The following is a 26784-nucleotide window of genomic DNA, read 5'->3' as shown; positions in this document are numbered from 1 at the left end:
TTACTCGACTTAAAAGGACGATACCCACATGCGCAATCAATTGATGATCCCTGCCCTGCTGGCCGCAAGCGTTGCACTGGCTGCCTGCTCGACGCCGCCTAATGCGAACCTTGAACAGGCCCGCACCAACTACAGCGGCCTGCAAGCCAACCCGCAGGCGAGCAAAGTCGCGGCACTGGAAACCAAGGACGCCAGTGATTACCTGGACAAAGCCGACAAGGCTTATCTGGACAAGCGAGACGCGAACGAAGTCGACCAACTGGCCTATCTGACCAATCAGCGTGTTGAAGTGGCGAAGCAAACCATCGCCCTGCGCACCGCTGAAGCCAATCTGAAGAATGCTGCCGCACAGCGCGCCCAGGCACGTCTGGATGCTCGCGACGCGCAGATCAAACAGTTGCAGGACAGCCTGAACGCCAAGCAGACCGATCGCGGTACGCTGGTAACCTTTGGTGATGTGTTGTTCGCAACCGACCGTGCCGACCTGAAGTCCAGCGGCCTGGCGAACATCAACAAACTGGCGCAGTTCCTTCAGGAAAACCCGGACCGCAAGGTGATCGTCGAAGGCTACACCGACAGCACCGGCACGGCGTCGCACAACCAGTCGCTGTCCGAGCGTCGCGCCGGTTCCGTGCGCACGGCACTGGTGAAAATGGGCGTTGATCCTGCGCGCATCGTTGCCCAGGGTTATGGCAAGGAATACCCGGTTGCTGAAAACGGCGACGCTTCGGGTCGTGCCATGAACCGCCGTGTAGAAGTGACCATTTCCAACGACAACCAGCCGGTGATCCCGCGTTCGGCGGTGAGCGCCAACTAAGCTTCATGCCGTAACGCAAAAGCCCCGCCTGATCGGATCAGGCGGGGCTTTTTGTTTTCGCGGTTTGGCAGAACACCGCGTCGCGTCCATCGCCAGCAAGCCGGCTCCTACAGGATCAACGCAAACCTGTAGGAGCCGGCTTGCTGGCGATGAAGGCAACGCGGTCTGTGTGATTTAACCGCGTTACAGTTACTGCTCCAGCTTTTGCGGGGTTTCCTGGCCCATGCAGCGCACGGCTTTTTTCTTGTTGTTGACCAATACGCCGGTCAGGCCTTTCTGTTCAGTGTCGAACATCACCAGCACGCCATCGATGCACTGGGCGACTTGTGGAGCCGGTTCCAGGGAGACTTTGTAATCTTCGCCCGGCACGGTCTTGAGCATGGTGAAGTCGCTGAGCAGCAGCGCATCTTCGGGTTTGGCGAAGTGCAGGTAACCGTAGTACCACAAGGCCCCGACGGTGCCGAGGATGCTGCAGATACCGGTGATGATCAGCGGGATGGCGTTACGTTCTTCACTCATTGCGGACTCTCTGGTGGTTCATCTTCTGAATTCGGGGGTGCCGGGTAGTTGGGAATTTCACCCAAGCGGCGCAGACCGTTGAAATGCTGCGGGTCATCAAGGTATCGCAGCATGACCTTGCGCCAGACCGGGTCGGCGAACGTCTGCACATGACCACCACGGGTCAGTTGCAGCACTCGCGGCGGCGGCGCAGCTTGATACAGACGGATGCCGTTGGAAAGGGGCACGATCGGATCGTCGATGCTGTGATAGATCAGTTTCGGCACGCCGTTGAGCTGCGTCATCGAGTGGATCGCGCTGTCACCGTCCGGCACCAGCCACGACAGCGGCACCTGGAACGCCCACGTCAGCCAGGAATTGCTCAGGGCGAATTGGCCGATGCTGCGATAACTGGCGGGCACGCCATCGAGGACGAAGGCCTTGAGTTGTTTCTGGCGTTCGGGATGCTGAACCAGGTAATGCACGGCCATTGAGCCGCCCAGACTTTGCCCGAGCAGGATCAACGGTTTGCCTTTGACCTCCGGCGCCTGGTCGAGCCACTTGAACGCCGCGTCGATGTCCTGATAGATCGCCGGCAAACTCGGTTCGCCTTCGGACAAACCGTAACCGCGATAATCGATCAGCAGTACTTGATAACCCTCTTCCGGCAACCACCAGCTGCCGCCCAGATGCATCGGCAGATTGCCGCCGTTGCCGTGCAGGTGCAGCACCGTGCCTTTGACTTCGACGCCTTTTTTCGCCGGCAGCCACCAGCCGTGCAGCTTGAGGCCGTCGGCCGTGGTGAGGGTGACGTCGCGGTATTCGAGTTTGGCTTTTTCCGGGGTGAACAGCTGTCCTGGCTCGGGGTAGAACAGCAAAGAGCTGCACCCGCCGAGGGTTAGAAGCAGGAAGAGGATGCCGAGGATTCTCATCCGTTGAAACCTCGCTTTTAGGATTGATAGCAAGTCCTGTAGGAGCGAGGCTTGCCCGCGAAGGCGGCATAACATTCAACAGGCATGTTGACTGACACAACGCCTTCGCGGGCAAGCCTCGCTCCTACAAGGTATGCGGTGATTACAAGATGTTGGAGTAATCCGCTTCGATCCGGTCCAGGCTCAGGTGGTTCAGGAAGTTGGAGAAGCACATCCACGCCGACAGCGCGTTCATGTCACGGAACTGTTCCGGCAGGTATTTCGGCGGCACCACCAGGCCTTCATCGACCAACTGGCGCAAGGTGCGCATGTCTTCCAGCGTGGTCTTGCCGCAAAACAGCAGCGGCACTTGCTCAAGCTTGCCTTTACGCACGGCCAACTGAATGTAGTTGTAAACCATGATAAAGCCCTTGAGGTAGGACAAGTCTTTGGTAAATGGCAGACCGTTCGGCACCGAACCACGGAAAACCCGACTGGCGTTGCCGTAGCTTTCCGCCATTTCAAAGCCCTGCTCGCGGAAGAACTCGAAGATCTGCAGGAAGTCCGCGCCCTCCTCCACCATGTGAATGGCGCGGGTGCGGTTGGTCAGTTTGCGCAGGCGGCTCGGATAAGAGGCAAAGGTGATGATTTCCATCAGGATCGCCAGGCCTTCCTGGGTCACCGTCGACGAGGGCGGCCCCTTGGACAGGAAAGTGCAGATCGGCTGGTTCAGACCGTTGAGCGTAGTGCCGACATGCACCAGCCCTTCGTGGACTTCCAGCGCACGCACATCGCGCTCGTTGAACATCGCGTCGGTGCGGATCTTGATGTAGTCGGCGCCGGCCGCCGCATCGGCGACGATGCCGTCGGACTCGAACACCCTAATGGTTTCCTCGGCCTCGCCAAACACTTTGCTCAGCCGGGTTTGCAACAAATGCACGGCGTCCTTGGCGGTGAGGATTTTCGGCTCGTCCTTCAGGTCACCACGACCATCGATGTTATTCAGATAATCGGAGAGCATCAGGCCGAGGTCGGACAGGGTCGGGTCACCGGCGTGAAACGCATCGGATGCCGCGCCATACAACTCCTGGGAAATCAGGCCGAAATCCTCGGTGCCGCGCGCTTCAAGCATGCGCACCACCATCCGGTATTCCTTGCACATGCGCCGCATGATCTGGCCGACCGGGTTGAACTGGCCGAGCTGACGGGTGATGTCGCGCTCGATGTTCTGGAATTCCAGTTTCACTTTGCTGGAGTCGAAGGACAGCGGCCGGTTCAGGTAGTAATCACGGTCCACCGCCGGCATTTCCTTGCCCTTGGCCTTGAGGAAACCCTTGCGGATGCTCTCGTCCCACTTCACTGCATCCAGGACGCGAATCGGCGTCTGCGCCAGCACAATGCGATCGGACAACATGCGTATCGTCTGCTGGTAATCGTCCACCCGAAACTCCTGTAGAAAAACCGTTATGTGCTGGGTTTATTTGGCTTTGGCCAGGCGCTGATAGCGCACGGCTTCGACGAAGACATCGGAATTGGCCGGATCGTCGAGGTAAGCGAAGACCTGGTCCATGCGTGTGTTGATCAGCACGCCGTCGCCGTCGTCGGTCTGGAAACCTTCGCCGCTGAGGACTTTTTGCCCCAGGGCCTGGTTGATCTGCTCGAGGTCGAGGTTGTAGACCACCAGTTCATGCTTGTCGGTGAGTTCGAAACCGGCAATGGTGAAATGCCCGCCGAACTGTGCCGGGACTTTCGCCGACAGGTACCAGCGGTTGCCATGGCGCGAGACAGTGAAGGGATAGGCTTCGCGTTCCTTGGGTTTGGCCTTGAAGTAGCTGACCGCCTGATAGCGATTGTCGCCGATGCGCGTCAGCTCCAGGTTCAGCGGCTCGCCCCAGGCGTTGGTGCTGGTCCATTTGCCGAGTAATCCTTTGGGCGCGGGGTCGCTCGTGGGCAATGGCTCCCTGAAGGTCACCAGACAGCCACTGAGCAGCAGGATCGACAAGGCGATCACAACGACGCGCCAGGCTTTCATTCAATACTCCCTATGAACACAGTCCCCGAATGCTCACTGTCCCTGTAGGAGCGTGGCTTGCCCGCGAAGGCGATGTGTCAGTCACACATCATCTGTTGAATGTTAAATCGCCTTCGCGGGCAAGCCTCGCTCCTACAGGTTCATCGCAGGATCACACCGACGCCAATACCAGATGCATGTAGCGGGTCAGAATACCGAGCATTTCAGCTTCGGCGTCAGGCTCGGCGTCGTTGAGCAGCCCCTGATATTCCATCCGTCCGATAATCGCCGTCAACACTTTGGCATCCTGGTGTGGCTCACGGGAACCCAAAACCTGGAAAAGCTGACACGTACCCTGCAGGAGAATCTGCTGATGCGAGCGCACCAGCTCCGCCAGGCGCGGGTTCAGCAGCGCTTCCTGACGGAATGCCTGTTCGGCCATCAGGTGTTCGCGACGGTTGATCAGTTGCCGGTGAACATAGTCCGCCATCAACCGTGCAATGTCGTCCGCCAGTTGCGAGCGCGACTCGGGGCTGCCGTCGCCGCTGACGACCATCTCGCGCAGCAGCCCTTCATTGTTCACCCACAACTTGGCCATGAACGCCGCGCTGCGCTCCACGTATTGGGCAAAGGTATCGGTGAGCAAGTCATCGATGTCCTTGAAATAGTAAGTGGTGGCCGACAGTGGCACACCCGCTTCTGCAGCAACCGCACGGTGACGCACGGCCCGCACGCCATCGCGCACGACAATGCGCATGGCCGCATCGAGAATGTCCTGTCGACGCTGCTCGCTGCCCTGACGGCTGGCCTTGCGGCCCTGGTACTGAACACTTTCAGCGACCGCAGTGGCGATACCCGCTGCACCTTCTTGAGCCATTGCACGGTTCACGACAGGAATTCCTCTCTCATTTCAAAAGTAACCAATTGATACGTTTGTACCAGACAGGCAATAAAAAGCCGCCTGTTATAGGCGGCTTTTTAATTGAAACATTTACGCTTGCGGCCGCATGTGCGGGAACAGGATCACGTCGCGGATCGACGGGGAGTTGGTCAGCAGCATCACCAGACGGTCGATGCCGATGCCTTCACCGGCCGTTGGCGGCATGCCGTACTCCAGCGCGCGAACGAAGTCGGCGTCGTAGTGCATGGCTTCGTCGTCGCCAGCGTCCTTGTCGGCCACCTGCGCCATGAAGCGCTCGGCCTGGTCTTCCGCGTCGTTCAACTCGGAGTAGGCGTTGGCGATTTCACGGCCACCGATGAACAGCTCGAAACGGTCGGTAACGTTCGGGTTGTCGTCGTTGCGACGGGCCAGCGGCGACACTTCGAACGGGTACTGGGTAATGAAGTGCGGCTGCTCCAGCTTGTGCTCGACCAGCTCTTCGAAAATCATCACCTGCAATTTGCCCAGGCCTTCGAAACCCAGCACCTTGGCGCCGGCTTTCTTGGCGATGGCACGGGCCTTGTCGATGTCATTCAGATCATCGGCAGTCAGCTCAGGGTTGTACTTGAGGATCGAATCGAACACCGACAGACGCACGAACGGTTCGCCGAAGTGGAACACCTTGTCGCCGTAAGGCACGTCGGTGCTGCCCAGAACCAGCTGCGCCAGCTCGCGGAACAGTTCCTCGGTCAGGTCCATGTTGTCTTCGTAGTCGGCGTAAGCCTGGTAGAACTCCAACATGGTGAATTCAGGGTTGTGACGGGTCGAAACGCCTTCGTTACGGAAGTTGCGGTTGATCTCGAACACTTTCTCGAAGCCGCCAACCACCAGACGCTTGAGGTACAGCTCCGGCGCGATACGCAGGAACATTTCCATGTCCAGCGCATTGTGGTGCGTTTCGAACGGCTTGGCCGCCGCGCCACCCGGAATGGTTTGCAGCATCGGCGTTTCCACTTCCAGGAAGTCACGCTGCATCAGGAAGCTGCGGATGTGGGCGATGACTTGCGAACGCACGCGGAAAGTCTGGCGCACGTCTTCGTTGACGATCAGGTCAACGTAACGCTGACGATAGCGCTGTTCGGTGTCGGTCAGGCCGTGGTGCTTGTCCGGCAGCGGGCGCAGGGATTTGGTCAGCAGGCGCACGCTGGTCATTTCAACGTACAGGTCGCCCTTGCCGGAACGGGCCAGGGTGCCTTCGGCGGCAATGATGTCGCCCATGTCCCAGGTTTTCACCGCGGCCAGGGTTTCTTCGGACAGGGTCTTGCGGTTGACGTAGACCTGGATGCGACCGGTCATGTCCTGGATCACCATGAACGAGCCACGGTTGAGCATGATGCGACCGGCAACCTTGACCGGGATTGCAGCCTCTGCGAGCTCTTCCTTGGTCTTGTCCACGTACTGTTTCTGCAAGTCTTCGCAGTAGTTTTCGCGGCGGAAGTCGTTCGGGAAGGCATTGCCCTTGGCGCGCTCGGCAGCAAGCTTTTCCTTGCGCAGGGCGATCAGGGAGTTTTCTTCCTGTTGCAGGGCTTGCGGGTCGAGTTCTAGGTCGCTCATGTCTTTAGATATTCCATCTGGTTCGTTGCCCCCGGCCTGCGGCCGGGGATCGCCAGCGAGCTGGCTCCTACAGGGGATCGGGGGGTGTCAGCCGATCCCGTATTGCATTGCTTACAAGCCCGACTTCAGGCTCGCTTCGAGGTATTCATCGATATCACCGTCGAGTACCTTGTCGCAGTCACTGCGCTCGATGTTAGTGCGCAGATCCTTGATGCGCGAGGCATCGAGTACATAAGAACGGATCTGATGACCCCAGCCGATATCGGACTTGGTGTCTTCCAGCGCCTGGGACGCCGCGTTGCGCTTCTGCATTTCCTGCTCGTACAACTTGGCCCGCAGCATTTTCATGGCGGTGTCCTTGTTGGCGTGCTGGGAACGTTCGTTCTGGCAGCTGACCACGGTGTTGGTCGGTACGTGGGTGATACGTACGGCCGAGTCGGTGGTGTTTACGTGCTGACCACCGGCACCGGAGGAGCGATAGGTGTCGATCCGCAAGTCTGCCGGGTTGATTTCGATTTCCACCTTGTCATCGATCTCTGGCGAGACGAACACCGCGGAAAACGAGGTGTGGCGACGGTTGCCGGAGTCGAACGGGCTCTTGCGCACCAGACGGTGTACGCCGATTTCGGTACGCAGCCAGCCGAAGGCGTATTCGCCCTTGATGTGCACGGTGGCGCCCTTGATACCGGCGACTTCACCGGCCGACAGTTCCATGATGGTGGCGTCGAAGCCGCGTTTGTCAGCCCAGCGCAGGTACATGCGCAGCAGGATGTTGGCCCAGTCCTGGGCCTCGGTGCCACCGGAGCCGGCCTGGATGTCCAGGTAGGCGTTGTTCGGGTCCATTTCATGGCTGAACATGCGGCGGAATTCAAGCTTGGCGAGGTTTTCCTCGAGACGGGCCAGCTCGGCGACGACATCGCCCACTGCGCCTTCGTCGTTTTCTTCGACGGCCATGTCCAGCAGGTCGCGGCAATCGGCCAGACCGGTGTTCAGCTCGTCCAGGGTATCGACGATCTGTGCCAGCGCAGAGCGCTCGCGGCCCAACTCCTGGGCATATTCAGGTTTGTTCCAGACGCTCGGATCTTCAAGCTCGCGATTGACTTCGGTCAGACGCTCGTGCTTTTGATCGTAGTCAAAGATACCCCCGAATAGTTTCGGAGCGCTCGGACAGGTCCTTGATGGTGTTAAGGATCGGGTTGATTTCCATGGCGGGCAGCACTCGTTGGCGAACTTTTGAAAGCCGGCGAGTATAACGGCAAACGGCCGGAAACGGCAGCCCGCTTGGCCGAAAAGGCCCGGTGTGTTTTCGGAGCGGCCGTACACCGATCAACTGTAGGAGCCGGCTTGCTGGCGATAGCGGACTGATAGCCGGCCTGTGTTTTCGGTCGGAGTACATATCCGTTCTTTTGGTGACGGCGGCTATCGGTTTCGCCCTTACGGCGAGTCACTTGGAAGAGCCCCAAGTAACCAAGGGCTCTTGCCCCTTTCGTTCGGTGCCTCGCCTAGGCTCGGCATGCCCTCGCTCCGGTCCTGCTCCGTGGGCCCGCCGCCATCGGCCATCCATGGCCGGGGGCGGCTAACCCGGCATCCATGCCGGGTTGCCCACTACGCAGAACCTCCACTCGGCCTCTCGAGGGGGCGCTCAGATCAAAAGCGGAAGGCGAGCTAACGCTCGGCCTGATGAGTGGTGGGAGTCAAAAGCGTACGCGATTCCCTGTAGGAGCCGGCTTGCTGCGGGCGGCGTTCCGACGATAGCGGTGGGTCAGTCAACCTGTTTATTGGCTGGACGGACGCTATCGTCGGAACGCCGCCCGCAGCAAGCCGGCTCCTACAGGGGATGAAGTCCCTGTTACTCGATACCCACCTGATTGCGCCCATTGTTCTTCGCCAGGTACAGCCCCTTGTCCGCCGCCGAGATCAATTGACGGCAATCGGCGCCCGGTTGCGGGGTCATGGTCGACAGGCCGATGCTGATGGTCAGGCTTGAGCCTTCGCTCGGTGAGATGTGCGGGATTTTCAGTGCCGCCACGGTCTGGCGCAGTTTTTCCGCGACCAGTCGCGCACCGCCCGGTGATGTATTGGGCAGGACCAGCGCGAATTCTTCACCACCATAACGGGCCGGCAAGTCAGAAGGTCGGGCGCTGGCGTCGCGGATGGCCGTGGCGACTTTGCGCAGGGCTTCGTCGCCTTCGAGGTGGCCAAAGTTGTCGTTGTAGGACTTGAAGTAGTCCACATCGATCATCAGCAACGACAATTGGCTCTGGTCGCGCAAAGAACGTCGCCATTCCAGTTCCAGGTACTCGTCGAAGTGACGACGGTTCGACAGGCCGGTCAGGCCGTCCGAGTTCATCAGGCGTTGCAGCACCAGGTTGGTGTCGAGCAATTGCTGCTGGCTAACCCGCAACGCGCGGTACGCGGCGTCACGCTGCAGCAGGGTCATGTAGGAGCGCGAGTGATAGCGGATGCGCGCCACCAGTTCGATGTTGTCCGGCAGTTTGACCAGGTAATCATTGGCCCCGGCCGCGAATGCCGCGCTTTTGATCAGCGGGTCTTCCTTGGTCGACAGCACAATGATCGGAATGTCCTTGGTGGCCGGGTGATTGCGGTATTCGCGCACCAGGCTCAGGCCGTCGAGACCGGGCATGACCAGGTCCTGGAGGATCACCGTCGGCTTGATCCGGATCGCCTGCGCAATCGCCTGATGCGGGTCGGCGCAGAAGTGGAAGTCGATGTTTTCTTCATTCGACAAACCGCGGCGCACCGCTTCGCCGATCATGGCCTGATCGTCCACCAACAACACCATGGCGGCGTTTTCGTCGGTTTTGAAGCCGTCGAGCTGTAAGTCATTCATGTGCGGTCACCTGAGTACTGCCTGGGCCAGGATTGCTGCTGAGCATAGTCATTTGGCAAAAATCTCCAGCAATCGTGGCGCTATCTTTTCCAGCGGGCGAATTTCTACAGCGGCGTCGATGGCCGCTGCCGCTTTCGGCATGCCATACACCGCGCTGCTTTGTTGGTCCTGAGCGATGGTCAGGTAACCCTGTTGGCGCATGAGTTTAAGCCCCTGCGCGCCATCGCGTCCCATGCCGGTCAATAAAACCCCTACGGCATCGCCATTCCAGTAACTGGCCACACTCTCGAAAAACACATCGATCGAGGGACGATAGATCTCGTTGACTGGCTCGGCGGTGTACGCCAGCGTGCCGTTTTTCAATAAGCGGATATGGTGGTTGGTGCCGGCCAGCAGCACGGTGCCCGCCTGCGGTGGCTCACCTTCCTGGGCCAGGCGCACGTTCAGGCCGCTGGCGCCGCTGAGCCACTCGGCCATGCCGGCGGCGAACACCTGGTCAACATGCTGCACCAGCACAATGGCGGCGGAAAAATTTATCGGCAGCCCCTTGAGCAGTATTTCCAGGGCTGCCGGCCCACCTGCGGAGGAACCGATGGCGATCAGTTTTTGCCGGGAACCTGAGTGGCGCAACGGGCCCGGCGCAGGCCGCACGCGATTGCCCTTGTCGCCGATAATCCAACCGATGTTGAGGATTTTGCGCAGCAACGGCGCCGCTGCTTCCTGGGCATTGCCGGCACCGATTGCCGGCGTATCGACCACATCCAAAGCACCGTGGCCCATGGCCTCGAACACCCGGTGCACGTTCTGCTGACGGTCGACCGTGACGATCACGATGGCACACGGCGTCTCGGCCATGATTCGCCGCGTCGCCTCGACGCCATCCATCACCGGCATGATCAGGTCCATCAGGATCAGGTCCGGGGTGTTTTCCACGCAACGCTGCACGGCCTCGGCGCCGTTGCTGGCGACCCAGATCACTTGATGCTCCGGCTCAAACGCCAAGGCGCGACGCAGGGCCTCCACCGCCATGGGCATGTCGTTGACGATTGCGATTTTCATGCCCGCGCTCCTCCTATGAGCTCAACCACTGCATCAAGCAGGGCGTCGTCGTGAAAACTGGCTTTGGCTAGATAATAGTCGGCCCCGGCGTCCAGTCCACGACGACGGTCTTCTTCGCGATCCTTGTAGGACACCACCATCACCGGCAGCGATTGCAGGCGGTTGTCCCGGCGCAACAATGACACCAGTTCGATACCGTCCATGCGCGGCATATCGATGTCGGTGATCAGCAGATCGAAATCCTCGGAACGCAGGGCATTCCAGCCATCCATACCGTCCACCGCCACGGCCACGTCGTAGCCGCGATTGAGCAACAGTTTGCGTTGCAACTCGCGGACGGTCAGCGAATCGTCGACCACCAGAACCCGTTTGCGCGCGGCTTCGGCCGCCTGATTGCTGTGACGGGCAATCCGCTCCAGACGCCCGGTATTGAGCAGTTTGTCCACCGACCGCAGCATGTCTTCAACATCGACGATCAGCACCACCGAACCGTCGTCGAGCAGCGCGCCTGCAGAAATGTCCTGCACTTTGCCCAGACGCTCGTCCAGCGGCAAGACCACCAGCGTGCGCTCGCCGACAAACCGCTCGACCGCCACACCGTAGATCGCATCGCGCTCGCGGATGACCACGACCTTGAGGGTTTGCTGACTGTTGGTGCTCGCCGGACGCTGAAGCAATTGGCTGGCCGCAACCAACCCGACATGCCGGCCTTCGTACCAGAAATGCTGACGGCCTTCGACCTGCACGATGTCCGCCGGCTCCAGGTCGCACATGCGCTCGATGTGGGCCAGCGGAAACGCATACGCCTCTTCGCCGACCTCCACCACCAGGCTGCGCACCACCGACAGGGTCAGCGGCACTTCGAGATGGAAGCGGCTGCCCTCGCCCGCCGTCTGCTCCAGCACCACCGCGCCGCGCAACTGGCGGACCATGTGCTGAACCGCGTCGAGGCCGACGCCACGTCCGGACACTTCAGTGACCGCGTCGCGCAGGCTGAAACCCGGCAGGAACAGGAACGTCAGCAACTCCTCTTCGCTCAACTGCGCGGCGGTGTCGGCCGGGGACAACTGACGTTCGATGATGCTGCGGCGGACCTTTTCCAGGTCGACGCCGTTGCCGTCATCGCTCAGTTCCAGCATCAGCAGACCGGCCTGATGCGAGGCGCGCAGGCGGATCACACCTTCTTCCGGTTTACCGGCCAGTAGCCGTTGCTCCGGGGATTCGATGCCGTGGTCGACGGCGTTGCGCAGCAGGTGCGTCAGCGGCGCTTCGAGTTTTTCCAGGACGTCGCGATCGACCTGGGTTTTCTCGCCCTCGATCTCCAGCCGCACCTGTTTACCGAGGCTGCGCCCCAGGTCGCGGACCATGCGCACTTGCCCGCTCAGCACATCGGCAAACGGCCGCATGCGACAGGCCAACGCGGTGTCATAGAGCACTTGCGCGCGTTGACTGGCCTGCCAGGCGAACTCGTCCAGCTCGGCGTTTTTTTCCACCAGCAATTGCTGGGATTCCGCCAGCAACCGACGCGCATCGTCGAGGGCTTCCCGGGCTTCCAGGCTCAAGGTCTGATCCTTGAGATGGACATTGAGGTTTTCCAGCGCCCGCAGGCCGTTGTTCTGCATGCGCTTGAGGCGTTGCATGGTGGCCAGGTGCGGTTTGAGCCGCAGGGTTTCCACCAGGGATTTGCTCGACAGGTCGAGCAGGCTGTTCAAGCGTTCGGCCGTAACGCGCAATACGCGCTCGCCACTTTCGGTGGTGCGTTTGGTCTTGGGCGAGGGCTCGGCGGCAGCTGCCGAAGGGGCTTGCGTGGCGGCCGGCATGGGCGACTCAACCGTGGCCGTCGGCGGCTCCAGCTGCAGTTCTGCCATCGGCGGCGCGATGGGGGCAACCGTCGCCATGTGAACAAGCAGCCGTCCCATCAAGACGACATAAGCTTCGATATCCGCAGGCGCCGGTGCGTTGTTCGGCGTCGCGATGCGCATCAGCAAATCGGTGCCCTGCAGCAAGGCATCAATGTGCTCGGGCCGCAGATACAACCGGCCTTCCTGGGCGCTGACCAGGTAATCTTCCATCACATGGGCAACGCTGACGCCGGCATCGACGCCAACAATTCGCGCCGCGCCTTTGAGCGAGTGAGCCGCGCGCATGCACGATTCAAGGTAATCGGCCTGGGTCGGATCGCGTTCAAGCGCCAGCAGCCCCGTGCTCAACACCAGGGTCTGGGCCTCGGCTTCGAGGCTGAACAGTTCCAGCAAAGAGGCGTCGCGCATTTGCTCGGGGGTCATGTGAGGCTCCGGGTCACGGCGGACAGCAGCTGTTCTTCATCCAGCCAACGCAGGCTGCGACCTTTGAATTGCAATACGCCACGGGTGTATTTGGCGCTGGCCTGCGTACCGGAACGCGATGCGGCCTCAAGGAGGCGCTCGTCGATGGCATGGATCCCGTCGACTTCGTCCACTGGCACCACCACCGGCCCGCCGTGGGCCGCGATGATCAACATGCGCGGCATCACGCGCGCACCAGGCGCCACGCTGCTCACGCCGTCGAGCCCGAGCAGTTCCACCAACGACAGGCACGCCACCAGCGCGCCGCGCACATTCGCCACGCCGAGCAAGGCCCGGGAGCGCTGGTGCGGCAAGGAATGAATCGCTTGCAGCGGCGCCACTTCCACCAGGCTGCGGGTGGCCAGGCCCAACCATTCTTCGCCGAGGCGGAACATTAGCAGCGAGCGGGTTTTCACCTCGCTTTCGACCGCGACCGAGACTTGTCCGCGGTCTTCCTGTTGCAACGCATAACGGTCGAGCAAACGCGTAGCGGCCGCCGAGTACACCGCGCAATTGCGGCAATGAATGTGTTCGATCAGCAGCGGGCAGGACTTGTCGCCGTGGATACCGATACGGTTCCAGCAATCGTCGATGGCCTGGGCATCTTCATGGGTGAGGCTAAAGCTGTCGGCGGCATTCATCGTTTGCGCTCACTGTTTGCGCGCTCGCTGCGGGCGGCGCGGTCCTGCAATCGTTTGGCGCCCGCCGTGTCACCCTGTGATTGCAGCAAGGCCGCCAGGTGCATCAACGCGTCGGGATGTTGCGGTTCGAGGTACAACGCCTTGCGATAAAAGCCCTGGGCTTCGAGAGCGCTGCCGGCGACATCGCTGAGCAGTCCCAGCCAGTAAAACACCTGGGCTACCGGTTCATGGCTGCGCAAATAACTTTCGCACGCGGCGCGCGCTTCGGCGCTTTTGCCTTCATTGGCCAGTGCGGCGATGTTTGCCAGCAACGTAGCGGCGTCGGGACTGGCGGCTTTTGCCGCCACCGGCAGCGGCGTCACCGTTGCGAAGGGCCGCAGGCGTACCGGTGCCGGCGTGACGCTGCGCACCGGTTGGCGCACTGGCAACGGCGTCGGCACGAAGGCCGCAAAAGGCTCGGGCTCTGGCGCGCTTTGGCGACTGAACGCAAAAGATTGAGGGATACCAATCGAACGCATGCCCAGGCGCCCCAGCAAACTGCCCTCGGCGGGGCCGATAAACAGCACACCCTCGACATGGGTCAGGCGCTTGAGCACTTCGAACACCTGTTGTTGCGTCGGCTGATCGAAATAGATCAGCAGGTTGCGGCAGAACACGAAATCATAAGGCGATTCGTTGGCCAGCAACGACGGATCCAGCAGATTGCCGACCTGTAAACGCACCTGTTCCAGCACGCGCTCGCTGAGGCGATAGGACTCGTCCTCGGCGGTGAAATGCCGCTCGCGAAACGCGATGTCCTGGCCGCGAAACGAATTCTTGCCGTACTGCGCGCGCCTGGCTTTCTCCACCGACAGCGGGCTGACGTCCATGCCTTCGACTTTGAATTGATGCGGTTTGAACCCGGCATCGAGCAAGGCCATGGCAATGGAATAGGGTTCTTCACCGGTGGAACACGGCAGGCTGAGAATCCGCAATGCGCGCATGTTGTTGATATCGGTCAGGCGCTTGGCCGCCAGTTTTGCCAGGGCGGCGAAGGATTCCGGGTAACGGAAAAACCAGGTTTCGGGAACGATCACCGCTTCGATCAGCGCTTGCTGCTCATCCTGCGAGCCCTGCAAGGTGTGCCAATACTCATCGGCCGTCAGCGCGCTGGACGCCGTGCTGCGCTGGCGTACCGCACGTTCGATGATCGCCGGGCCCACCGAGGTGACGTCGAGGCCGATGCGCTCTTTGAGGAAATCGAAGAAACGCTGATCGCTGCTCATGGCTGCACCTCAAGCTGCGCCAGGTCCAGCGGGGGTGACGGAAACAGCAGCGCCCGAACCTGCTCGTCCAACAGATCGGCGACGCGCACCCATTGCAGCAAACCTTGCGCGTCTTCACGCACCGGTCCGAGGTACGGCGCCTGGCGATTATCGAGGCCGTACGGCTGAAAATCCGCCGGGTTGCAGCGCAGCGTGTCGGTGGCCTGCTCCAGGATCAGCCCGAGCAATTGCGCCTCGGCGGTTTCATCCGCACGGTAATTGACCAGCACCAGGCGCGTGCTGGTGCGCGCCTGGGCCGGTTCGCCAAAGGTCAGCGCACTGAGGTCGATTACCGGCACTACCGCGCCGCGATAGGCGAACACCCCGGCGACCCAGTCCGGCGCACGGGGTATCGGCTTCAACGGCAGGCGCGGCAGCACTTCTGCCACCTCGATCGCTTGCAAGGCATAGCGCTCGCTGCCGATGCGAAACACCAGAAACAATGCATGCATCGCCGGCTTCACGGCGGTGCGTTTGGCCGTGAGTTCGCTCATCAGACTTTGAATCGCGAAACGCCACCGCGCAGCCCGACGGCCACCTGGCTCAGTTCGTCGATGGCAAAACTGGCCTGACGCAAGGACTCGACGGTCTGGCTGCTGGCATCGCCCAACTGCACCAGCGCATGGTTGATCTGCTCGGCACCGGTGGCCTGGGCCTGCATGCCTTCGTTGACCATCAACACCCGCGGCGCCAGCGCCTGAACCTGATGGATGATCTGCGACAGCTGCTCGCCGACCTGCTGCACCTCGGACATGCCGCGACGCACTTCTTCAGAGAACTTGTCCATGCCCATGACCCCGGCCGACACCGCCGACTGGATCTCGCGCACCATCTGCTCGATGTCGTACGTGGCCACGGCGGTCTGGTCCGCCAGGCGCCGCACTTCGGTGGCAACCACAGCAAATCCACGACCGTATTCACCGGCCTTCTCGGCTTCGATGGCAGCGTTCAGCGACAGCAGGTTGGTCTGGTCCGCGACCTTGACGATGGTCACCACCACTTGATTGATGTTGCCGGCCTTCTCGTTGAGGATCGCCAGTTTGGCGTTGACCAGATCCGCGGCGCCCATCACCGAGTGCATGGTCTCTTCCATTCGCGCCAGGCCCTGCTGCCCGGAACCGGCAGCTACCGAGGCCTGATCGGCAGCGGTGGAGACTTCGGTCATGGTCCGCACCAGGTCACGCGAGGTGGCGGCGATTTCACGGGAAGTGGCACCGATTTCGGTGGTGGTGGCGGCGGTTTCAGTAGCAGTGGCTTGCTGCTGTTTAGAGGTGGCGGCGATTTCGGTCACGGACGTGGTGACCTGCACCGACGAGCGCTGCGCCTGAGACACCAACGAAGTGAGCTCGGCCATCATGTCGTTGAAGCCGGTTTCCACGGCGCCGAATTCGTCCTTGCGCTCCAGGTTCAAGCGGCCGCTGAGGTCGCCGGTACGCATGACTTCGAGGATCTGCACGATGCGGTTCATGGGCGCCATGATCGCGCGCATCAGCAGCAGGCCGCAGAGACCGGCGGCCAATACCGCCACCAGCAGGGAAATGCCCATGATGACTTTCGCGGTGAACACCGCATCATCAATGTAGGCCATGTCCTGATCCGCCACGGCTTTGTTTTCGCGCAGGATGTCATTGAGCTTCATGCGCCCCGCCGTCCAGGTCGGGGTCAGTTGTTCATTGAACAACTTGATGGCCTCGGCTTCCTGATTGCGCTTATGCAAGTCGAGCACTGCGGCCAGGATCTTGCCGTAATTCTCATGGAATTTTTCGAAGGCTGCGAATTCGAGCTTGTCTTCATCCGTGGTGACGGTGGCGCGATAGCTATTCATCGCGTCCTGCACGCGTGCTTCAAAATTCTTGAAGTCTGCGGCGTCCTCGGCACTGATGCCCTGCCCTTCCTTCAAGCCCAGCATTTCCTGGGTCTGGAGATAGCTGTCGACCCAGGCGCCACGAATCATCGAGCTGTAATACACCCCGGGGAGCGCGTCGTCACGAACGCTTACTTCGCTGGCCTCGATTTTCAACAGCCGGGAATACGAGACGACGACCATCAGCAACATGATGGCGATAATTACCGCAAAGCTCGCCAAAATGCGTTGGCGCAACGTCCAGTTCTTCACAGTCAGTCCTCGGGGCCATTTCAAATGCTGCGCAGTATAGCCGAGGGCGGTGTTTCATTTATAAGACGGATGCGCGGCAGTTACATCTCAGGGGGAAACGTCGTGTTTTGGCTTTGAATGAGGTGGTGTGGCTGATGACGCCTTCGCGGGCAAGCCTCGCTCCTACAGGTTCAGGGGCATTCGCAAATATTGTGGACGACGCTGAACCTGTAGGAGCGAGGCTTGCCCGCGAAGGCGATCTTGAGGGTTACAAAGAAGCCTGGCGAACCTGCTTCTCCAATTCGGCCTTCAAACCCGGCTCCAGCTTCAACTGGCGGGCCAACTCATCCAGGTAAGACTTCTCCATGAAGTTCTCCTCGTCCACCAGCATCACGCTCGCGATGTACATCTCGGCCGCCATTTCCGGCGTGCTGGCGGCGCGCGCAACATCGGTTGGATCGAGGGGTTTGTTCAGTTCGGCGTGCAGCCAGTGTTGGAGTTCCTGATCATTGTCGAGTTTGATGAACTCACCTTCGATCAACGCACGCTCGCGCTCGTCGACATGACCATCAGCCTTGGCCGCCGCCACCAGCGCCTTGAGAATCGCCTGGCTGTGTTGCTCGACCTGCGCCGTCGGCACGCGGTCCACGGTTTGCGGCTCTTGTTTCGGTGCAGTGCCCTGCTGGGCCTGCCAGTTGCCGTAAGCCTTGTAGGCAATCACGCCCAATGCCGCGAGGCCGCCGTAGACAGCGACCTTGCCGCCGACTTTGCGAGCCTTCTTGTTACCCATCAACAGGCCCATCGCGCCAGCGGCCAATGCACCGCCACCCGCGCCTGACAACAAACTGCCAAGGCCACCCGAACCACCGCCACCACCAAGCAATCCGCCCAATCCACCGCTGGACGCCTTGTTCTGCGCGCCACCGGTCTTGTTCTGCAACAGGTCCTGGCCGGATTTGAGTAATTGATCGAGCAATCCACGGGTATTCATTCTTGCCGCCTCCACAAAAGGGGTTAACCGGACACATAAGGCCACCAGCCTAGATCGAAAGTGCCCAGCCCTTCCCGGCGAGAGTGCTTCCAGATGTTGCTCACCTTCTGTAACGCTAAAAAGCCCATCGATTAAAAAGATATACACTCAAGCGAATCTATAAAAACCGCCCACCGGGTACTTCTTCATGATGACTTTGCGTCAAATTCGTCATTTCATCGCCGTGGCCGAGACCGGCTCGATCTCTGCCGCCGCGCAAACCGCGTTCATTTCCCAATCGACACTGACCCTGGCCATCCAGCAACTGGAGCAGGAAATCGGCGTCGGGCTGTTCAACCGCCATGCCAAGGGCATGACGCTGACCCACCAGGGTCATCAGTTCCTACGCCAGGCACACCTGATTCTGGCAACGGTGGACAACGCCAAACGCAGCCTGCAACAAAGCACCGATCAGGTCGCCGGGCAGTTGATCGTCGGTGTAACCAGTCTCGTCGCCGGTTATTACCTCGCTGACCTGCTCACCCGCTTTCAACGCGCCTACCCCAACGTCGAGATCCGCGTGATGGAGGACGAACGCCCGTACATCGAGCATTTGCTGGTCAGCGGCGAGATCGATGTCGGTGTGCTGATCCTCTCCAACCTCGAAGACCGCCACGCCCTGCAAACGGAAGTGCTGACCCATTCGCCCCACCGTTTATGGCTGCCGGCCCAGCATCCGCTGCTGGAACACGACAGCATCAACCTGGCCGACGTCGCCCGTGAACCGCTGATTCAACTGAACGTTGATGAAATGGACCGCAATGCCCAGCGCATGTGGTCGGCGGCGTCGCTTCAACCGCGCATCACCCTTAAAACCGCTTCGACCGAAGCGGTACGAAGCCTGGTGGCCGCCGGATTGGGCGTGTCGATCCAGCCCGACATGACCTATCGCCCCTGGTCATTGGAGGGCGACATCATCGAAGCGCGGCCGATTGCCGACCTGAGCCAGACCCTCGACGTCGGCCTGGCCTGGCGCCGCGGTACGGCGCGCCCGGCACTGGTCGACCCGTTCCTGACCGTCGCGCGCGAGCAGCCCCACGGCGGGCGCAAGCCATCTATTTAATCGAACGCCACCTTCAGTATTTAGTATTTGTCGACCTCGGATCCGGGCACTAGTCTTGGAACATCTATAAGACGGCCGGGCCCCAGTCACAGGGAGCAGCATGGCCACACAAGAAAAGAGAACCCGAAAAATGGCTGGCGCGCAGACCCCGTTGTTCACCGCGTTGTTGATCGATGGCGAACTGGTCGCGGGTCAGGGTTTTGTCGAGCCGATCCTCAACCCGGCCACCGGTGAGGTGATAACGCACATCGCCGAGGCCAGCACCGAACAAGTCGAAGCCGCAATCCTCGCCGCGCACCGTGCGTTCGCCAGTTGGTCGCGGACCACGCCGCAGCAGCGCTCGAACCTGCTGCTGGACATCGCCAACGCCATCGAAAAACAAGCCGACCTGCTCGCCCGCCTCGAATCCCTGAACTGCGGCAAACCGTTGCACCTGGCGCGTCAGGACGACTTGAGCGCGACGGTCGACGTGTTCCGCTTCTTCGCCGGCGCGGTGCGCTGCCAGACCGGCCAGCTCAGCGGCGAGTACCTGCCGGGCTACACCAGCATGGTGCGTCGTGATCCGATTGGCGTGGTCGCCTCGATTGCGCCGTGGAACTACCCGATCATGATGGCCGCGTGGAAAATCGCCCCGGCTCTCGCTGCCGGCAACACGCTGGTGTTCAAGCCTTCCGAGCACACGCCGCTGTCGATTCTGGCCCTGGCGCCCGCGCTGGCCGAGATCCTCCCACGCGGTGTGATCAACATCATTTGCGGCGGCGGTGAAGGCGTGGGCAGCCACTTGGTCAGCCACCCGAAAATCCGCATGGTGTCGCTGACCGGCGATATCGTCACCGGACAAAAAATCCTGCAAGCCGCAGCGAAAACCCTGAAGCGCACGCACCTCGAACTCGGCGGCAAGGCCCCGGTGATCGTCTGCAACGATGCCGACATTCAGGCGGTAGTCGAAGGCGTGCGCACGTACGGTTACTACAACGCCGGCCAGGATTGCACCGCCGCTTGCCGGATTTATGCACAGGCCGGCATTCATGACCGCCTGGTGGCCGAACTCGGCGCGGCGGTCAGCAGCCTGCGCTTCGCCGGTAAACGCGATGCCGACAATGAAATCGGGCCGCTGATCAGCACCCGCCAGCGCGACCGCGTGGCCAGTTTCGTCGAACGCGCCCTGGGTCAGCCGCACATCGAGCGCGTGACCGGCGCGGCCGTGCATTCCGGCGCCGGCTTCTATTACCAACCGACGCTGCTGGCCGGCTGCAAGCAGAGCGATGAAATCGTCCAGCGCGAAGTGTTCGGGCCGGTGGTCACCGTGACCCGCTTCGATGGGCTCGAACAAGCGGTGGACTGGGCCAACGATTCGGAATACGGCCTGGCTTCCTCGATCTGGACCCAGAACCTGGACAAGGCGATGCAGGTCGCCGCGCGCTTGCAGTACGGCTGCACCTGGATCAACAGCCATTTCATGCTGGTCAGCGAAATGCCCCATGGCGGCCTGAAACGCTCGGGCTACGGCAAAGACCTGTCCAGCGATTCGCTTCAGGACTACAGCGTGGTGCGGCACATCATGGCGCGCCACGGACAGCATTTATAAAAGCGCACTACGCTAACAATTAGCCGTAAAGGCATTAGCGCAGAAACGCTGGAACACCGCGAATCCTGTAGGAGCCTGGCTTGCCAGCGAAGGCGTCCGTCCAGTTGACCATCAGGTTGACTGACCCACCGCTATCGCCAGCAAGCCGGCTCCTACAGGATCGTGTTTACAACGCTGAACCACGTTCAAAACTGCCCCGACCATAATTTAAAGAAGAGGGAATTCCCATGTTCGTGCACAAGACCGCACTGCTCAGTGCAATCACCACAGCGCTGTTGGCCAGCGCCAGTATCCAGGCCGCCGAACCGCTGAAAGCCGTCGGTGCCGGCGAAGGTCAGCTGGATATCGTGGCTTGGCCCGGCTACATCGAACGTGGCGAAAGCGACAAGGCCTACGACTGGGTGACCAGTTTCGAGAAGGAAACCGGCTGCAAGGTCAACGTCAAAACAGCCGCCACTTCCGATGAGATGGTCAGCCTGATGTCCAAGGGCGGTTACGACCTGGTGACCGCATCGGGCGACGCGTCGCTGCGGTTGATCGTTGGCAAACGCGTGCAGCCGATCAACACCGCGTTGATTCCGAACTGGAAGAACATCGACCCGCGCCTGAAGGATGGCCAGTGGTACGTCGTCAACAAACAAACCTACGGCACCCCGTATCAGTGGGGCCCGAACGTGTTGATGTACAACACCAACGTCTTCAAGACCGCCCCGGACAGCTGGGGCGTGGTGTTCGAGGAACAGAACCTGCCGGACGGCAAGTCCAACAAGGGCCGGGTCCAGGCCTACGACGGTCCGATCTACATCGCCGATGCAGCGCTCTATCTCAAGGCGAAACGGCCGGAACTGGGGATCAAGGACCCGTACCAGCTCAACGAAGAACAGTACAAGGCCGCGCTGGACCTGCTTCGCAAGCAACAGCCTCTGATCCACCGCTACTGGCATGACGCGACCGTGCAGATGAGTGACGTCAAGAACGAAGGCGTCGTGGCGTCCAGCACCTGGGGCTACATGGTCAACGGCCTGGTGGCGGACAAGCAGCCAGTGGCCTCGGTCATTCCGAAAGAGGGTGCAACAGGTTGGGCCGACACCACCATGCTGCACGCCGACGCCAAGCACCCGAACTGCGCTTACAAGTGGATGGACCATTCGCTGCAACCGAAAGTCCAGGGTGACCTGGCCGCCTGGTTCGGTTCGTTGCCGTCGGTTCCGGCGGGGTGCAAAGAGAGCGAACTGCTCGGTGCCGAAGGCTGCAAGACCAACGGCTTCGACCAGTTCGACAAGATCGCCTTCTGGAAAACCCCGCAGGCTGAAGGCGGCAAGTTCGTGCCGTACAGCCGCTGGACCCAGGACTACATCGCGATCATGGGCGGTCGCTGACGCCTGAAGGTCCTTCGGACCTTATCGCCGGCAAGCCGGCTCCTACGAAGTACGCGTCCCCCCCTGTAGGAGCTGGCTTGCCAGCGATGCTTTTCAGATTTGATATTTCGGAGCACCGCACCATGACGCTTGCAGTCCAGTTCACCAACGTTTCCCGTCTGTTCGGCGAAGTGAAAGCCGTAGACCGGGTTTCCATCGACATCCAGGACGGCGAGTTCTTCTCCATGCTGGGCCCTTCCGGCTCGGGCAAAACCACGTGTTTGCGCCTGATCGCCGGTTTTGAACAACCGAGCGCAGGCTCGATCCGGATTCACGGCAATGAAGCCGCCGGGCTGCCGCCGTATGAGCGTGACGTCAACACGGTGTTTCAGGATTACGCCCTGTTCCCGCACATGAACGTACTCGACAACGTCGCCTACGGTTTGAAAGTCAAAGGCGTCGGCAAGGCTGAACGCCAGAAACGCGCTGAAGAAGCCCTCGACATGGTCGCCCTCGGCGGCTACGGCGCGCGCAAACCGGTGCAACTGTCGGGCGGTCAGCGCCAGCGTGTGGCCCTGGCCCGTGCATTGGTCAATCGCCCACGGGTGCTGCTGCTCGACGAACCGCTGGGCGCCCTCGACTTGAAGCTTCGCGAGCAAATGCAGAGCGAGCTGAAAAAGCTGCAACGCCAGCTCGGCATCACCTTCATCTTCGTCACCCACGACCAGACCGAAGCCTTGTCGATGTCTGACCGTGTGGCCGTCTTCAACAAGGGTCGCATCGAGCAGGTCGACACGCCGCGCAACCTCTACATGAAACCGGCGACCACCTTTGTGGCGGAATTCGTCGGCACCTCCAACGTGATTCGCGGCGATCTGGCGCAGCAGCTCAGCGGCAATCCGCAGCCGTTTTCGATTCGCCCGGAACACGTGCGTTTCGCCGACGGCCCGTTGGCCAGCCACGAAATCGAAGTCAGTGGTTTGCTCCACGACGTTCAGTACCAGGGCAGCGCCACCCGTTATGAACTGAAGCTGGAAAACGGCCAGACCCTGAACATCAGCCAGGCCAACAATCAATGGCTGGACGTCAGCGCGCAACATCAGACCGGGCAACGCATCAGCGCACGCTGGGCACGGGAAGCGATGATCCCGCTGCACGACACCGTTGCCGGCGGGGTGTGAGATGACCAGCGTGGCTCTCCCTCAATCCCCGGCCAGCGGCTCGCCACTGCGCAGGTTTTCCAACCTGCTGTATCGCCGGCCGAACTTTTACCTGTCGCTGCTGCTGGTGCCGCCGCTGTTGTGGTTCGGCGCGATCTACCTCGGTTCGCTGCTGGTGCTGTTGTGGCAAGGCTTCTACACCTTCGACGACTTCACCATGGCGGTCACGCCCGACCTGACCCTGGCGAACTTCACCGCGCTGTTCCAGCCGTCGAACTTCGACATCATCCTGCGCACCCTGAGCATGGCTGTCGTGGTGTCGATTGCCAGCGCCATCGTCGCGTTCCCGATCGCCTACTACATGGCGCGCTACACCACCGGCAAGACCAAGGCGTTTTTCTACATCGCGGTGATGATGCCGATGTGGGCCAGTTACATCGTCAAGGCGTATGCGTGGACGTTGCTGCTGGCCAAGGGCGGCGTGGCGCAGTGGTTCGTTCAACACCTGGGACTGGAGCCGGTGTTGCAATTTGTGCTGGGCATTCCGGGCGTGGGTGGCAGCACCTTGTCGACCTCGCACCTGGGGCGCTTCATGGTGTTCGTCTACATCTGGCTGCCGTTCATGATCCTGCCGATTCAGGCCTCGCTGGAACGCCTGCCGCCGTCGTTGCTGCAAGCCTCCGCCGACCTCGGCGCCAAGCCGCGCCAGACCTTTATGCAAGTGATTCTGCCGTTGTCGATTCCGGGCATCGCCGCCGGGTCGATCTTCACGTTTTCGCTGACCCTGGGCGACTTCATCGTGCCGCAACTGGTGGGCCCGCCGGGGTACTTCGTCGGCAGTATGGTGTACGCCCAACAAGGCGCGATCGGCAACATGCCAATGGCCGCGGCGTTCACGCTGGTGCCGATTGTGTTGATCGCCATTTACCTGACCATCGTCAAACGACTGGGGGCCTTCGATGCACTCTGAGAAAGCTTCTTTGGGTCTGCGCATCGCAGCCTGGGGCGGGTTGGTGTTTCTGCACTTCCCGATCCTGATCATCTTCCTCTACGCGTTCAACACCGAAGACGCGGCGTTCAGCTTTCCGCCCAAGGGCTTCACCCTGAAGTGGATCGGCGTGGCGTTCGCACGGCCGGACGTGCTGGAAGCGATCAAGCTGTCGCTGCAGATCGCCTCCGTCGCGACGTTGATCGCGTTGGTGCTCGGCACGCTGGCGTCGGCGGCGTTGTACCGGCGAGATTTCTTCGGCAAGCAAGGCATCTCGCTGATGCTGATTTTGCCCATCGCATTGCCGGGGATCATCACCGGGATCGCGTTGTTGGCGACCTTCAAGACGCTGGGCATCGAGCCGGGGATGTTCACCATCATCGTCGGCCACGCGACCTTCTGTGTGGTGATCGTCTACAACAACGTCATCGCCCGTTTGCGCCGCACTTCGCACAGTTTGATCGAAGCCTCGATGGACCTCGGCGCCGATGGCTGGCAGACCTTCCGCTACATCGTCCTGCCGAACCTCGGCTCGGCGTTGCTGGCCGGCGGCATGCTCGCGTTTGCGCTGTCGTTCGACGAAATCATCGTCACCACCTTCACCGCCGGCCATGAACGCACCCTGCCGCTGTGGCTGCTCAACCAGCTCAGCCGCCCACGGGACGTGCCGGTGACCAACGTCGTCGCGATGCTGGTGATGATGGTGACCATGCTGCCGATTCTCGGCGCCTATTACCTGACCCGTGGTGGTGAAAGCGTGGCGGGAAGTGGCGGGAAGTAACGAACAACTCAATATCCACTGTAGAAACCGAATCCTGTGTAGGAGCGAGGCTTGCCCGCGAAGGCGTCCTCGAGAGCGCCAAAAGCTTCGCGGGCAAGCCTCGCTCCTACACAGGATCCGGTTTCGGAAGAAAAATAATAGATTCAAAGAGGACAACGCCATGCAAACCAAACTCTTGATCAACGGCCAACTGCTCGACGGCGAAGGCCCCGCCCAACCGGTGTTCAACCCGGCCCTCGGTCGTGTGCTGGTGGAAATCAACGAAGCCAGCGAAGCCCAGGTCGATGCTGCCGTACGCGCTGCCGATGCCGCGTTTGAAAGCTGGTCGCACACCCCGCCGAAAGAACGCTCGCTGTTACTGCTCAAACTCGCCGACGCCATCGAAGCCCATGGCGAAGAGCTGGCCAAACTCGAATCCGACAACTGCGGCAAACCCTACAGCGCTGCGCTGAACGACGAGATCCCGGCGATTGCCGACGTGTTCCGTTTCTTCGCCGGCGCCAGCCGCTGCATGAGCGGTTCGGCAGGCGGTGAATACCTGGCCGGGCACACCTCGATGATCCGCCGCGACCCGGTGGGCGTGATCGCCTCCATCGCGCCGTGGAACTACCCGTTGATGATGGTCGCCTGGAAAATCGCCCCGGCCCTCGCCGCCGGTAATACCGTGGTGCTCAAACCGTCGGAACAAACCCCGCTGACCGCGTTGCGCCTGGCACAACTGGCGTCGGAAATCTTCCCGGCCGGCGTACTCAACCTGGTGTTCGGCCGTGGTCCTACCGTAGGCAGCCCATTGGTCACCCACCCGAAAGTGCGCATGGTGTCGCTGACCGGTTCCATTGCCACCGGCTCGAACATCATTTCCAGCACCGCCGCCAGCGTCAAACGCATGCACATGGAACTGGGCGGCAAGGCCCCGGTGATCATCTTCGACGATGCCGACATTGATGCCGCCGTGGAAGGCATTCGCACCTTCGGTTTCTACAACGCCGGCCAGGACTGCACCGCCGCGTGCCGCATCTACGCACAGGCCGGCATCTACGAAAAATTCGTCGAGAAACTCGGCGCGGCGGTCAGCAGCATCAAGTACGGCGTGCAGGATGATCCGTCGACCGAACTTGGCCCGCTGATCACCGCGCAGCATCGCGACCGGGTAGCCGGGTTTGTCGACCGCGCCGTAGCGCAACCGCACATTCGCCTGATCACTGGCGGCAAGGCAGTTGAAGGCAACGGTTTCTTCTTCGAACCAACGGTGCTGGCCGATGCACAGCAGGACGACGAAATCGTCCGCCGCGAAGTGTTCGGACCAGTGGTGTCAGTGACCAAATTCAGCGATGAAGCACAGGTGCTCGGTTGGGCCAACGATTCGGACTACGGCCTGGCGTCGTCGGTGTGGACCTCAGACGTCGGCCGCGCGCATCGCCTGTCGGCACGCTTGCAGTACGGCTGCACCTGGGTGAACACGCACTTCATGCTGGTCAGCGAAATGCCCCATGGCGGTCAGAAACTGTCCGGGTACGGGAAGGACATGTCGATGTATGGGTTGGAGGATTACACCGTTGTGCGGCATGTGATGTTCAAGCACTAAAAGCATCGCGAGCAAGCTTCGCTCCTACGGGTTTTGCGTCGTACGCAATTTTTGCGAACACCCTCAATCCTGTAGGAGCGAGGCTTGCCCGCGAAGGTGTCACCTCGGTTTCAAGGTAGAAACCGGCACCACGCACCACCAGGTTCTACACCAAAACAATAACCACCGATCCGGGCAGCGCCATCACGGCCCTGTCACGGTTTCGGACATCCGAAATCTGCCGATT

At 60.9% G+C, this 26784-nt stretch carries 23 protein-coding genes; 8 read left to right on the top strand and 15 right to left on the bottom strand.

The window, feature by feature from the left end; all coding sequences use genetic code 11:
• Positions 1-28: 28 nt before the first annotated feature.
• A complete protein-coding gene (locus KGA82_RS27540) occupies positions 29-817 on the top strand; it encodes an OmpA family protein (protein ID WP_008039336.1) in 789 nt (262 codons plus the stop codon).
• Positions 818-1006: 189 nt separating this feature from the next.
• Here KGA82_RS27540 and KGA82_RS27535 read toward each other — a convergent pair whose 3' ends face one another.
• The 15 genes from KGA82_RS27535 to KGA82_RS27465 all read right to left on the bottom strand — a co-directional run bounded on the left by KGA82_RS27535 (position 1007) and on the right by KGA82_RS27465 (position 17996).
• Positions 1007-1336, bottom strand: coding sequence for a hypothetical protein (locus KGA82_RS27535; protein ID WP_008039335.1), 330 nt, complete (start codon positions 1334-1336; stop codon positions 1007-1009).
• Positions 1333-2247, bottom strand: coding sequence for an alpha/beta hydrolase (locus KGA82_RS27530; protein ID WP_008034180.1), 915 nt, complete (start codon positions 2245-2247; stop codon positions 1333-1335). Before KGA82_RS27530 ends, KGA82_RS27535 begins: the two co-directional genes overlap by 4 nt.
• Before the next feature lie 142 nt (positions 2248-2389).
• The gene (locus KGA82_RS27525) at positions 2390-3640 is read right to left on the bottom strand and encodes a flavohemoglobin expression-modulating QEGLA motif protein (protein ID WP_191630131.1); all 1251 of its coding nucleotides are present in this window, start codon (positions 3638-3640) and stop codon (positions 2390-2392) included.
• Between the two features lie 63 nt (positions 3641-3703).
• Positions 3704-4258, bottom strand: a complete 555-nt coding sequence (locus KGA82_RS27520) for a hypothetical protein (RefSeq protein ID WP_008034193.1) — start codon at positions 4256-4258, stop codon at positions 3704-3706.
• Between the two features lie 151 nt (positions 4259-4409).
• On the bottom strand, positions 4410-5126 hold the full coding sequence (locus tag KGA82_RS27515) for a TetR/AcrR family transcriptional regulator (RefSeq protein ID WP_008034197.1): 717 nt from the start codon (positions 5124-5126) through the stop codon (positions 4410-4412).
• Positions 5127-5228: 102 nt separating this feature from the next.
• The gene (lysS, locus tag KGA82_RS27510) at positions 5229-6731 is read right to left on the bottom strand and encodes a lysine--tRNA ligase (RefSeq protein ID WP_008034198.1); all 1503 of its coding nucleotides are present in this window, start codon (positions 6729-6731) and stop codon (positions 5229-5231) included.
• Between the two features lie 111 nt (positions 6732-6842).
• A protein-coding gene (gene prfB / locus KGA82_RS27505; RefSeq protein WP_157214382.1) for a peptide chain release factor 2 occupies positions 6843-7938 on the bottom strand; the annotation gives its coding sequence in 2 pieces (ribosomal slippage) (positions 6843-7865 and positions 7867-7938; 1095 coding nt in all).
• A 642-nt stretch (positions 7939-8580) separates the two neighbouring features.
• On the bottom strand, positions 8581-9582 hold the full coding sequence (locus KGA82_RS27500) for a PleD family two-component system response regulator (protein WP_008043779.1): 1002 nt from the start codon (positions 9580-9582) through the stop codon (positions 8581-8583).
• A gap of 48 nt (positions 9583-9630) precedes the next feature.
• Positions 9631-10641 (bottom strand): chemotaxis response regulator protein-glutamate methylesterase, encoded by a 1011-nt coding sequence (locus KGA82_RS27495; protein WP_192228477.1) that lies wholly within the window; start codon positions 10639-10641, stop codon positions 9631-9633.
• Positions 10638-12926: a hybrid sensor histidine kinase/response regulator gene (locus KGA82_RS27490; protein WP_008043781.1), complete on the bottom strand. Its 2289-nt coding sequence runs from the start codon at positions 12924-12926 to the stop codon at positions 10638-10640. The genes KGA82_RS27495 and KGA82_RS27490 overlap by 4 nt, the downstream gene beginning before the upstream one ends.
• On the bottom strand, positions 12923-13606 hold the full coding sequence (locus KGA82_RS27485) for a chemotaxis protein CheW (protein ID WP_008029751.1): 684 nt from the start codon (positions 13604-13606) through the stop codon (positions 12923-12925). The genes KGA82_RS27490 and KGA82_RS27485 overlap by 4 nt, the downstream gene beginning before the upstream one ends.
• Positions 13603-14871, bottom strand: a complete 1269-nt coding sequence (locus KGA82_RS27480) for a CheR family methyltransferase (RefSeq protein WP_223453184.1) — start codon at positions 14869-14871, stop codon at positions 13603-13605. The genes KGA82_RS27485 and KGA82_RS27480 overlap by 4 nt, the downstream gene beginning before the upstream one ends.
• Positions 14868-15404 (bottom strand): chemotaxis protein CheW, encoded by a 537-nt coding sequence (locus KGA82_RS27475; protein WP_008029747.1) that lies wholly within the window; start codon positions 15402-15404, stop codon positions 14868-14870. The genes KGA82_RS27480 and KGA82_RS27475 overlap by 4 nt, the downstream gene beginning before the upstream one ends.
• Positions 15404-17026, bottom strand: coding sequence for a methyl-accepting chemotaxis protein (locus KGA82_RS27470; protein WP_008043786.1), 1623 nt, complete (start codon positions 17024-17026; stop codon positions 15404-15406). The genes KGA82_RS27475 and KGA82_RS27470 overlap by 1 nt, the downstream gene beginning before the upstream one ends.
• A gap of 247 nt (positions 17027-17273) precedes the next feature.
• On the bottom strand, positions 17274-17996 hold the full coding sequence (locus KGA82_RS27465) for a tellurite resistance TerB family protein (RefSeq protein ID WP_223453183.1): 723 nt from the start codon (positions 17994-17996) through the stop codon (positions 17274-17276).
• Positions 17997-18183: 187 nt separating this feature from the next.
• Between KGA82_RS27465 and KGA82_RS27460 the strand changes: the two genes are divergently transcribed.
• The 7 genes from KGA82_RS27460 to KGA82_RS27430 all read left to right on the top strand — a co-directional run bounded on the left by KGA82_RS27460 (position 18184) and on the right by KGA82_RS27430 (position 26558).
• The gene (locus KGA82_RS27460; protein ID WP_008029741.1) at positions 18184-19098 is read left to right on the top strand and encodes a LysR family transcriptional regulator; all 915 of its coding nucleotides are present in this window, start codon (positions 18184-18186) and stop codon (positions 19096-19098) included.
• A gap of 100 nt (positions 19099-19198) precedes the next feature.
• A complete protein-coding gene (locus tag KGA82_RS27455; RefSeq protein WP_081501770.1) occupies positions 19199-20686 on the top strand; it encodes a gamma-aminobutyraldehyde dehydrogenase in 1488 nt (495 codons plus the stop codon).
• 227 nt (positions 20687-20913) lie between these two features.
• Positions 20914-22065 (top strand): putative ABC transporter substrate-binding protein YdcS, encoded by a 1152-nt coding sequence (gene ydcS / locus KGA82_RS27450; protein WP_008029736.1) that lies wholly within the window; start codon positions 20914-20916, stop codon positions 22063-22065.
• A 122-nt stretch (positions 22066-22187) separates the two neighbouring features.
• On the top strand, positions 22188-23225 hold the full coding sequence (locus KGA82_RS27445; RefSeq protein WP_008029734.1) for an ABC transporter ATP-binding protein: 1038 nt from the start codon (positions 22188-22190) through the stop codon (positions 23223-23225).
• 1 nt (position 23226) lies between these two features.
• Positions 23227-24174 carry an ABC transporter permease gene (locus KGA82_RS27440; RefSeq protein WP_192417881.1) on the top strand — a complete coding sequence of 316 codons (948 nt, stop codon included), beginning with the start codon at positions 23227-23229 and terminating at the stop codon, positions 24172-24174.
• Complete coding sequence (locus tag KGA82_RS27435; protein WP_008029730.1) at positions 24164-24973, top strand: ABC transporter permease; 810 nt, start codon at positions 24164-24166, stop codon at positions 24971-24973. Before KGA82_RS27440 ends, KGA82_RS27435 begins: the two co-directional genes overlap by 11 nt.
• Before the next feature lie 160 nt (positions 24974-25133).
• Complete coding sequence (locus KGA82_RS27430; protein WP_008029727.1) at positions 25134-26558, top strand: gamma-aminobutyraldehyde dehydrogenase; 1425 nt, start codon at positions 25134-25136, stop codon at positions 26556-26558.
• Positions 26559-26784 lie beyond the last annotated feature (226 nt).

The organism is Pseudomonas sp. BF-RE-22 (genome assembly GCF_019956155.1).
In the GTDB taxonomy this organism is placed as follows: Bacteria; Pseudomonadota; Gammaproteobacteria; order Pseudomonadales; family Pseudomonadaceae; genus Aquipseudomonas; species Aquipseudomonas migulae.
This window is presented reverse-complemented; position numbering and strand designations above follow the sequence as displayed.

Bases quoted from the DNA above. Each gene is read 5' to 3' on its own strand.
- KGA82_RS27540 (WP_008039336.1), top strand. From the start codon at position 29: ATGCGCAATCAATTGATGATCCCTGCCCTGCTGGCCGCAAGCGTTGCA.
- KGA82_RS27535 (WP_008039335.1), bottom strand. From the start codon at position 1,336: ATGAGTGAAGAACGTAACGCCATCCCGCTGATCATCACCGGTATCTGC.
- KGA82_RS27530 (WP_008034180.1), bottom strand. From the start codon at position 2,247: ATGAGAATCCTCGGCATCCTCTTCCTGCTTCTAACCCTCGGCGGGTGC.
- KGA82_RS27525 (WP_191630131.1), bottom strand. From the start codon at position 3,640: ATGTTGTCCGATCGCATTGTGCTGGCGCAGACGCCGATTCGCGTCCTG.
- KGA82_RS27520 (WP_008034193.1), bottom strand. From the start codon at position 4,258: ATGAAAGCCTGGCGCGTCGTTGTGATCGCCTTGTCGATCCTGCTGCTC.
- lysS (WP_008034198.1), bottom strand. From the start codon at position 6,731: ATGAGCGACCTAGAACTCGACCCGCAAGCCCTGCAACAGGAAGAAAAC.
- KGA82_RS27500 (WP_008043779.1), bottom strand. From the start codon at position 9,582: ATGAATGACTTACAGCTCGACGGCTTCAAAACCGACGAAAACGCCGCC.
- KGA82_RS27495 (WP_192228477.1), bottom strand. From the start codon at position 10,641: ATGAAAATCGCAATCGTCAACGACATGCCCATGGCGGTGGAGGCCCTG.
- KGA82_RS27490 (WP_008043781.1), bottom strand. From the start codon at position 12,926: ATGACCCCCGAGCAAATGCGCGACGCCTCTTTGCTGGAACTGTTCAGC.
- KGA82_RS27485 (WP_008029751.1), bottom strand. From the start codon at position 13,606: ATGAATGCCGCCGACAGCTTTAGCCTCACCCATGAAGATGCCCAGGCC.
- KGA82_RS27480 (WP_223453184.1), bottom strand. From the start codon at position 14,871: ATGAGCAGCGATCAGCGTTTCTTCGATTTCCTCAAAGAGCGCATCGGC.
- KGA82_RS27475 (WP_008029747.1), bottom strand. From the start codon at position 15,404: ATGAGCGAACTCACGGCCAAACGCACCGCCGTGAAGCCGGCGATGCAT.
- KGA82_RS27465 (WP_223453183.1), bottom strand. From the start codon at position 17,996: ATGAATACCCGTGGATTGCTCGATCAATTACTCAAATCCGGCCAGGAC.
- KGA82_RS27460 (WP_008029741.1), top strand. From the start codon at position 18,184: ATGATGACTTTGCGTCAAATTCGTCATTTCATCGCCGTGGCCGAGACC.
- KGA82_RS27455 (WP_081501770.1), top strand. From the start codon at position 19,199: ATGGCCACACAAGAAAAGAGAACCCGAAAAATGGCTGGCGCGCAGACC.
- ydcS (WP_008029736.1), top strand. From the start codon at position 20,914: ATGTTCGTGCACAAGACCGCACTGCTCAGTGCAATCACCACAGCGCTG.
- KGA82_RS27445 (WP_008029734.1), top strand. From the start codon at position 22,188: ATGACGCTTGCAGTCCAGTTCACCAACGTTTCCCGTCTGTTCGGCGAA.
- KGA82_RS27440 (WP_192417881.1), top strand. From the start codon at position 23,227: ATGACCAGCGTGGCTCTCCCTCAATCCCCGGCCAGCGGCTCGCCACTG.
- KGA82_RS27435 (WP_008029730.1), top strand. From the start codon at position 24,164: ATGCACTCTGAGAAAGCTTCTTTGGGTCTGCGCATCGCAGCCTGGGGC.
- KGA82_RS27430 (WP_008029727.1), top strand. From the start codon at position 25,134: ATGCAAACCAAACTCTTGATCAACGGCCAACTGCTCGACGGCGAAGGC.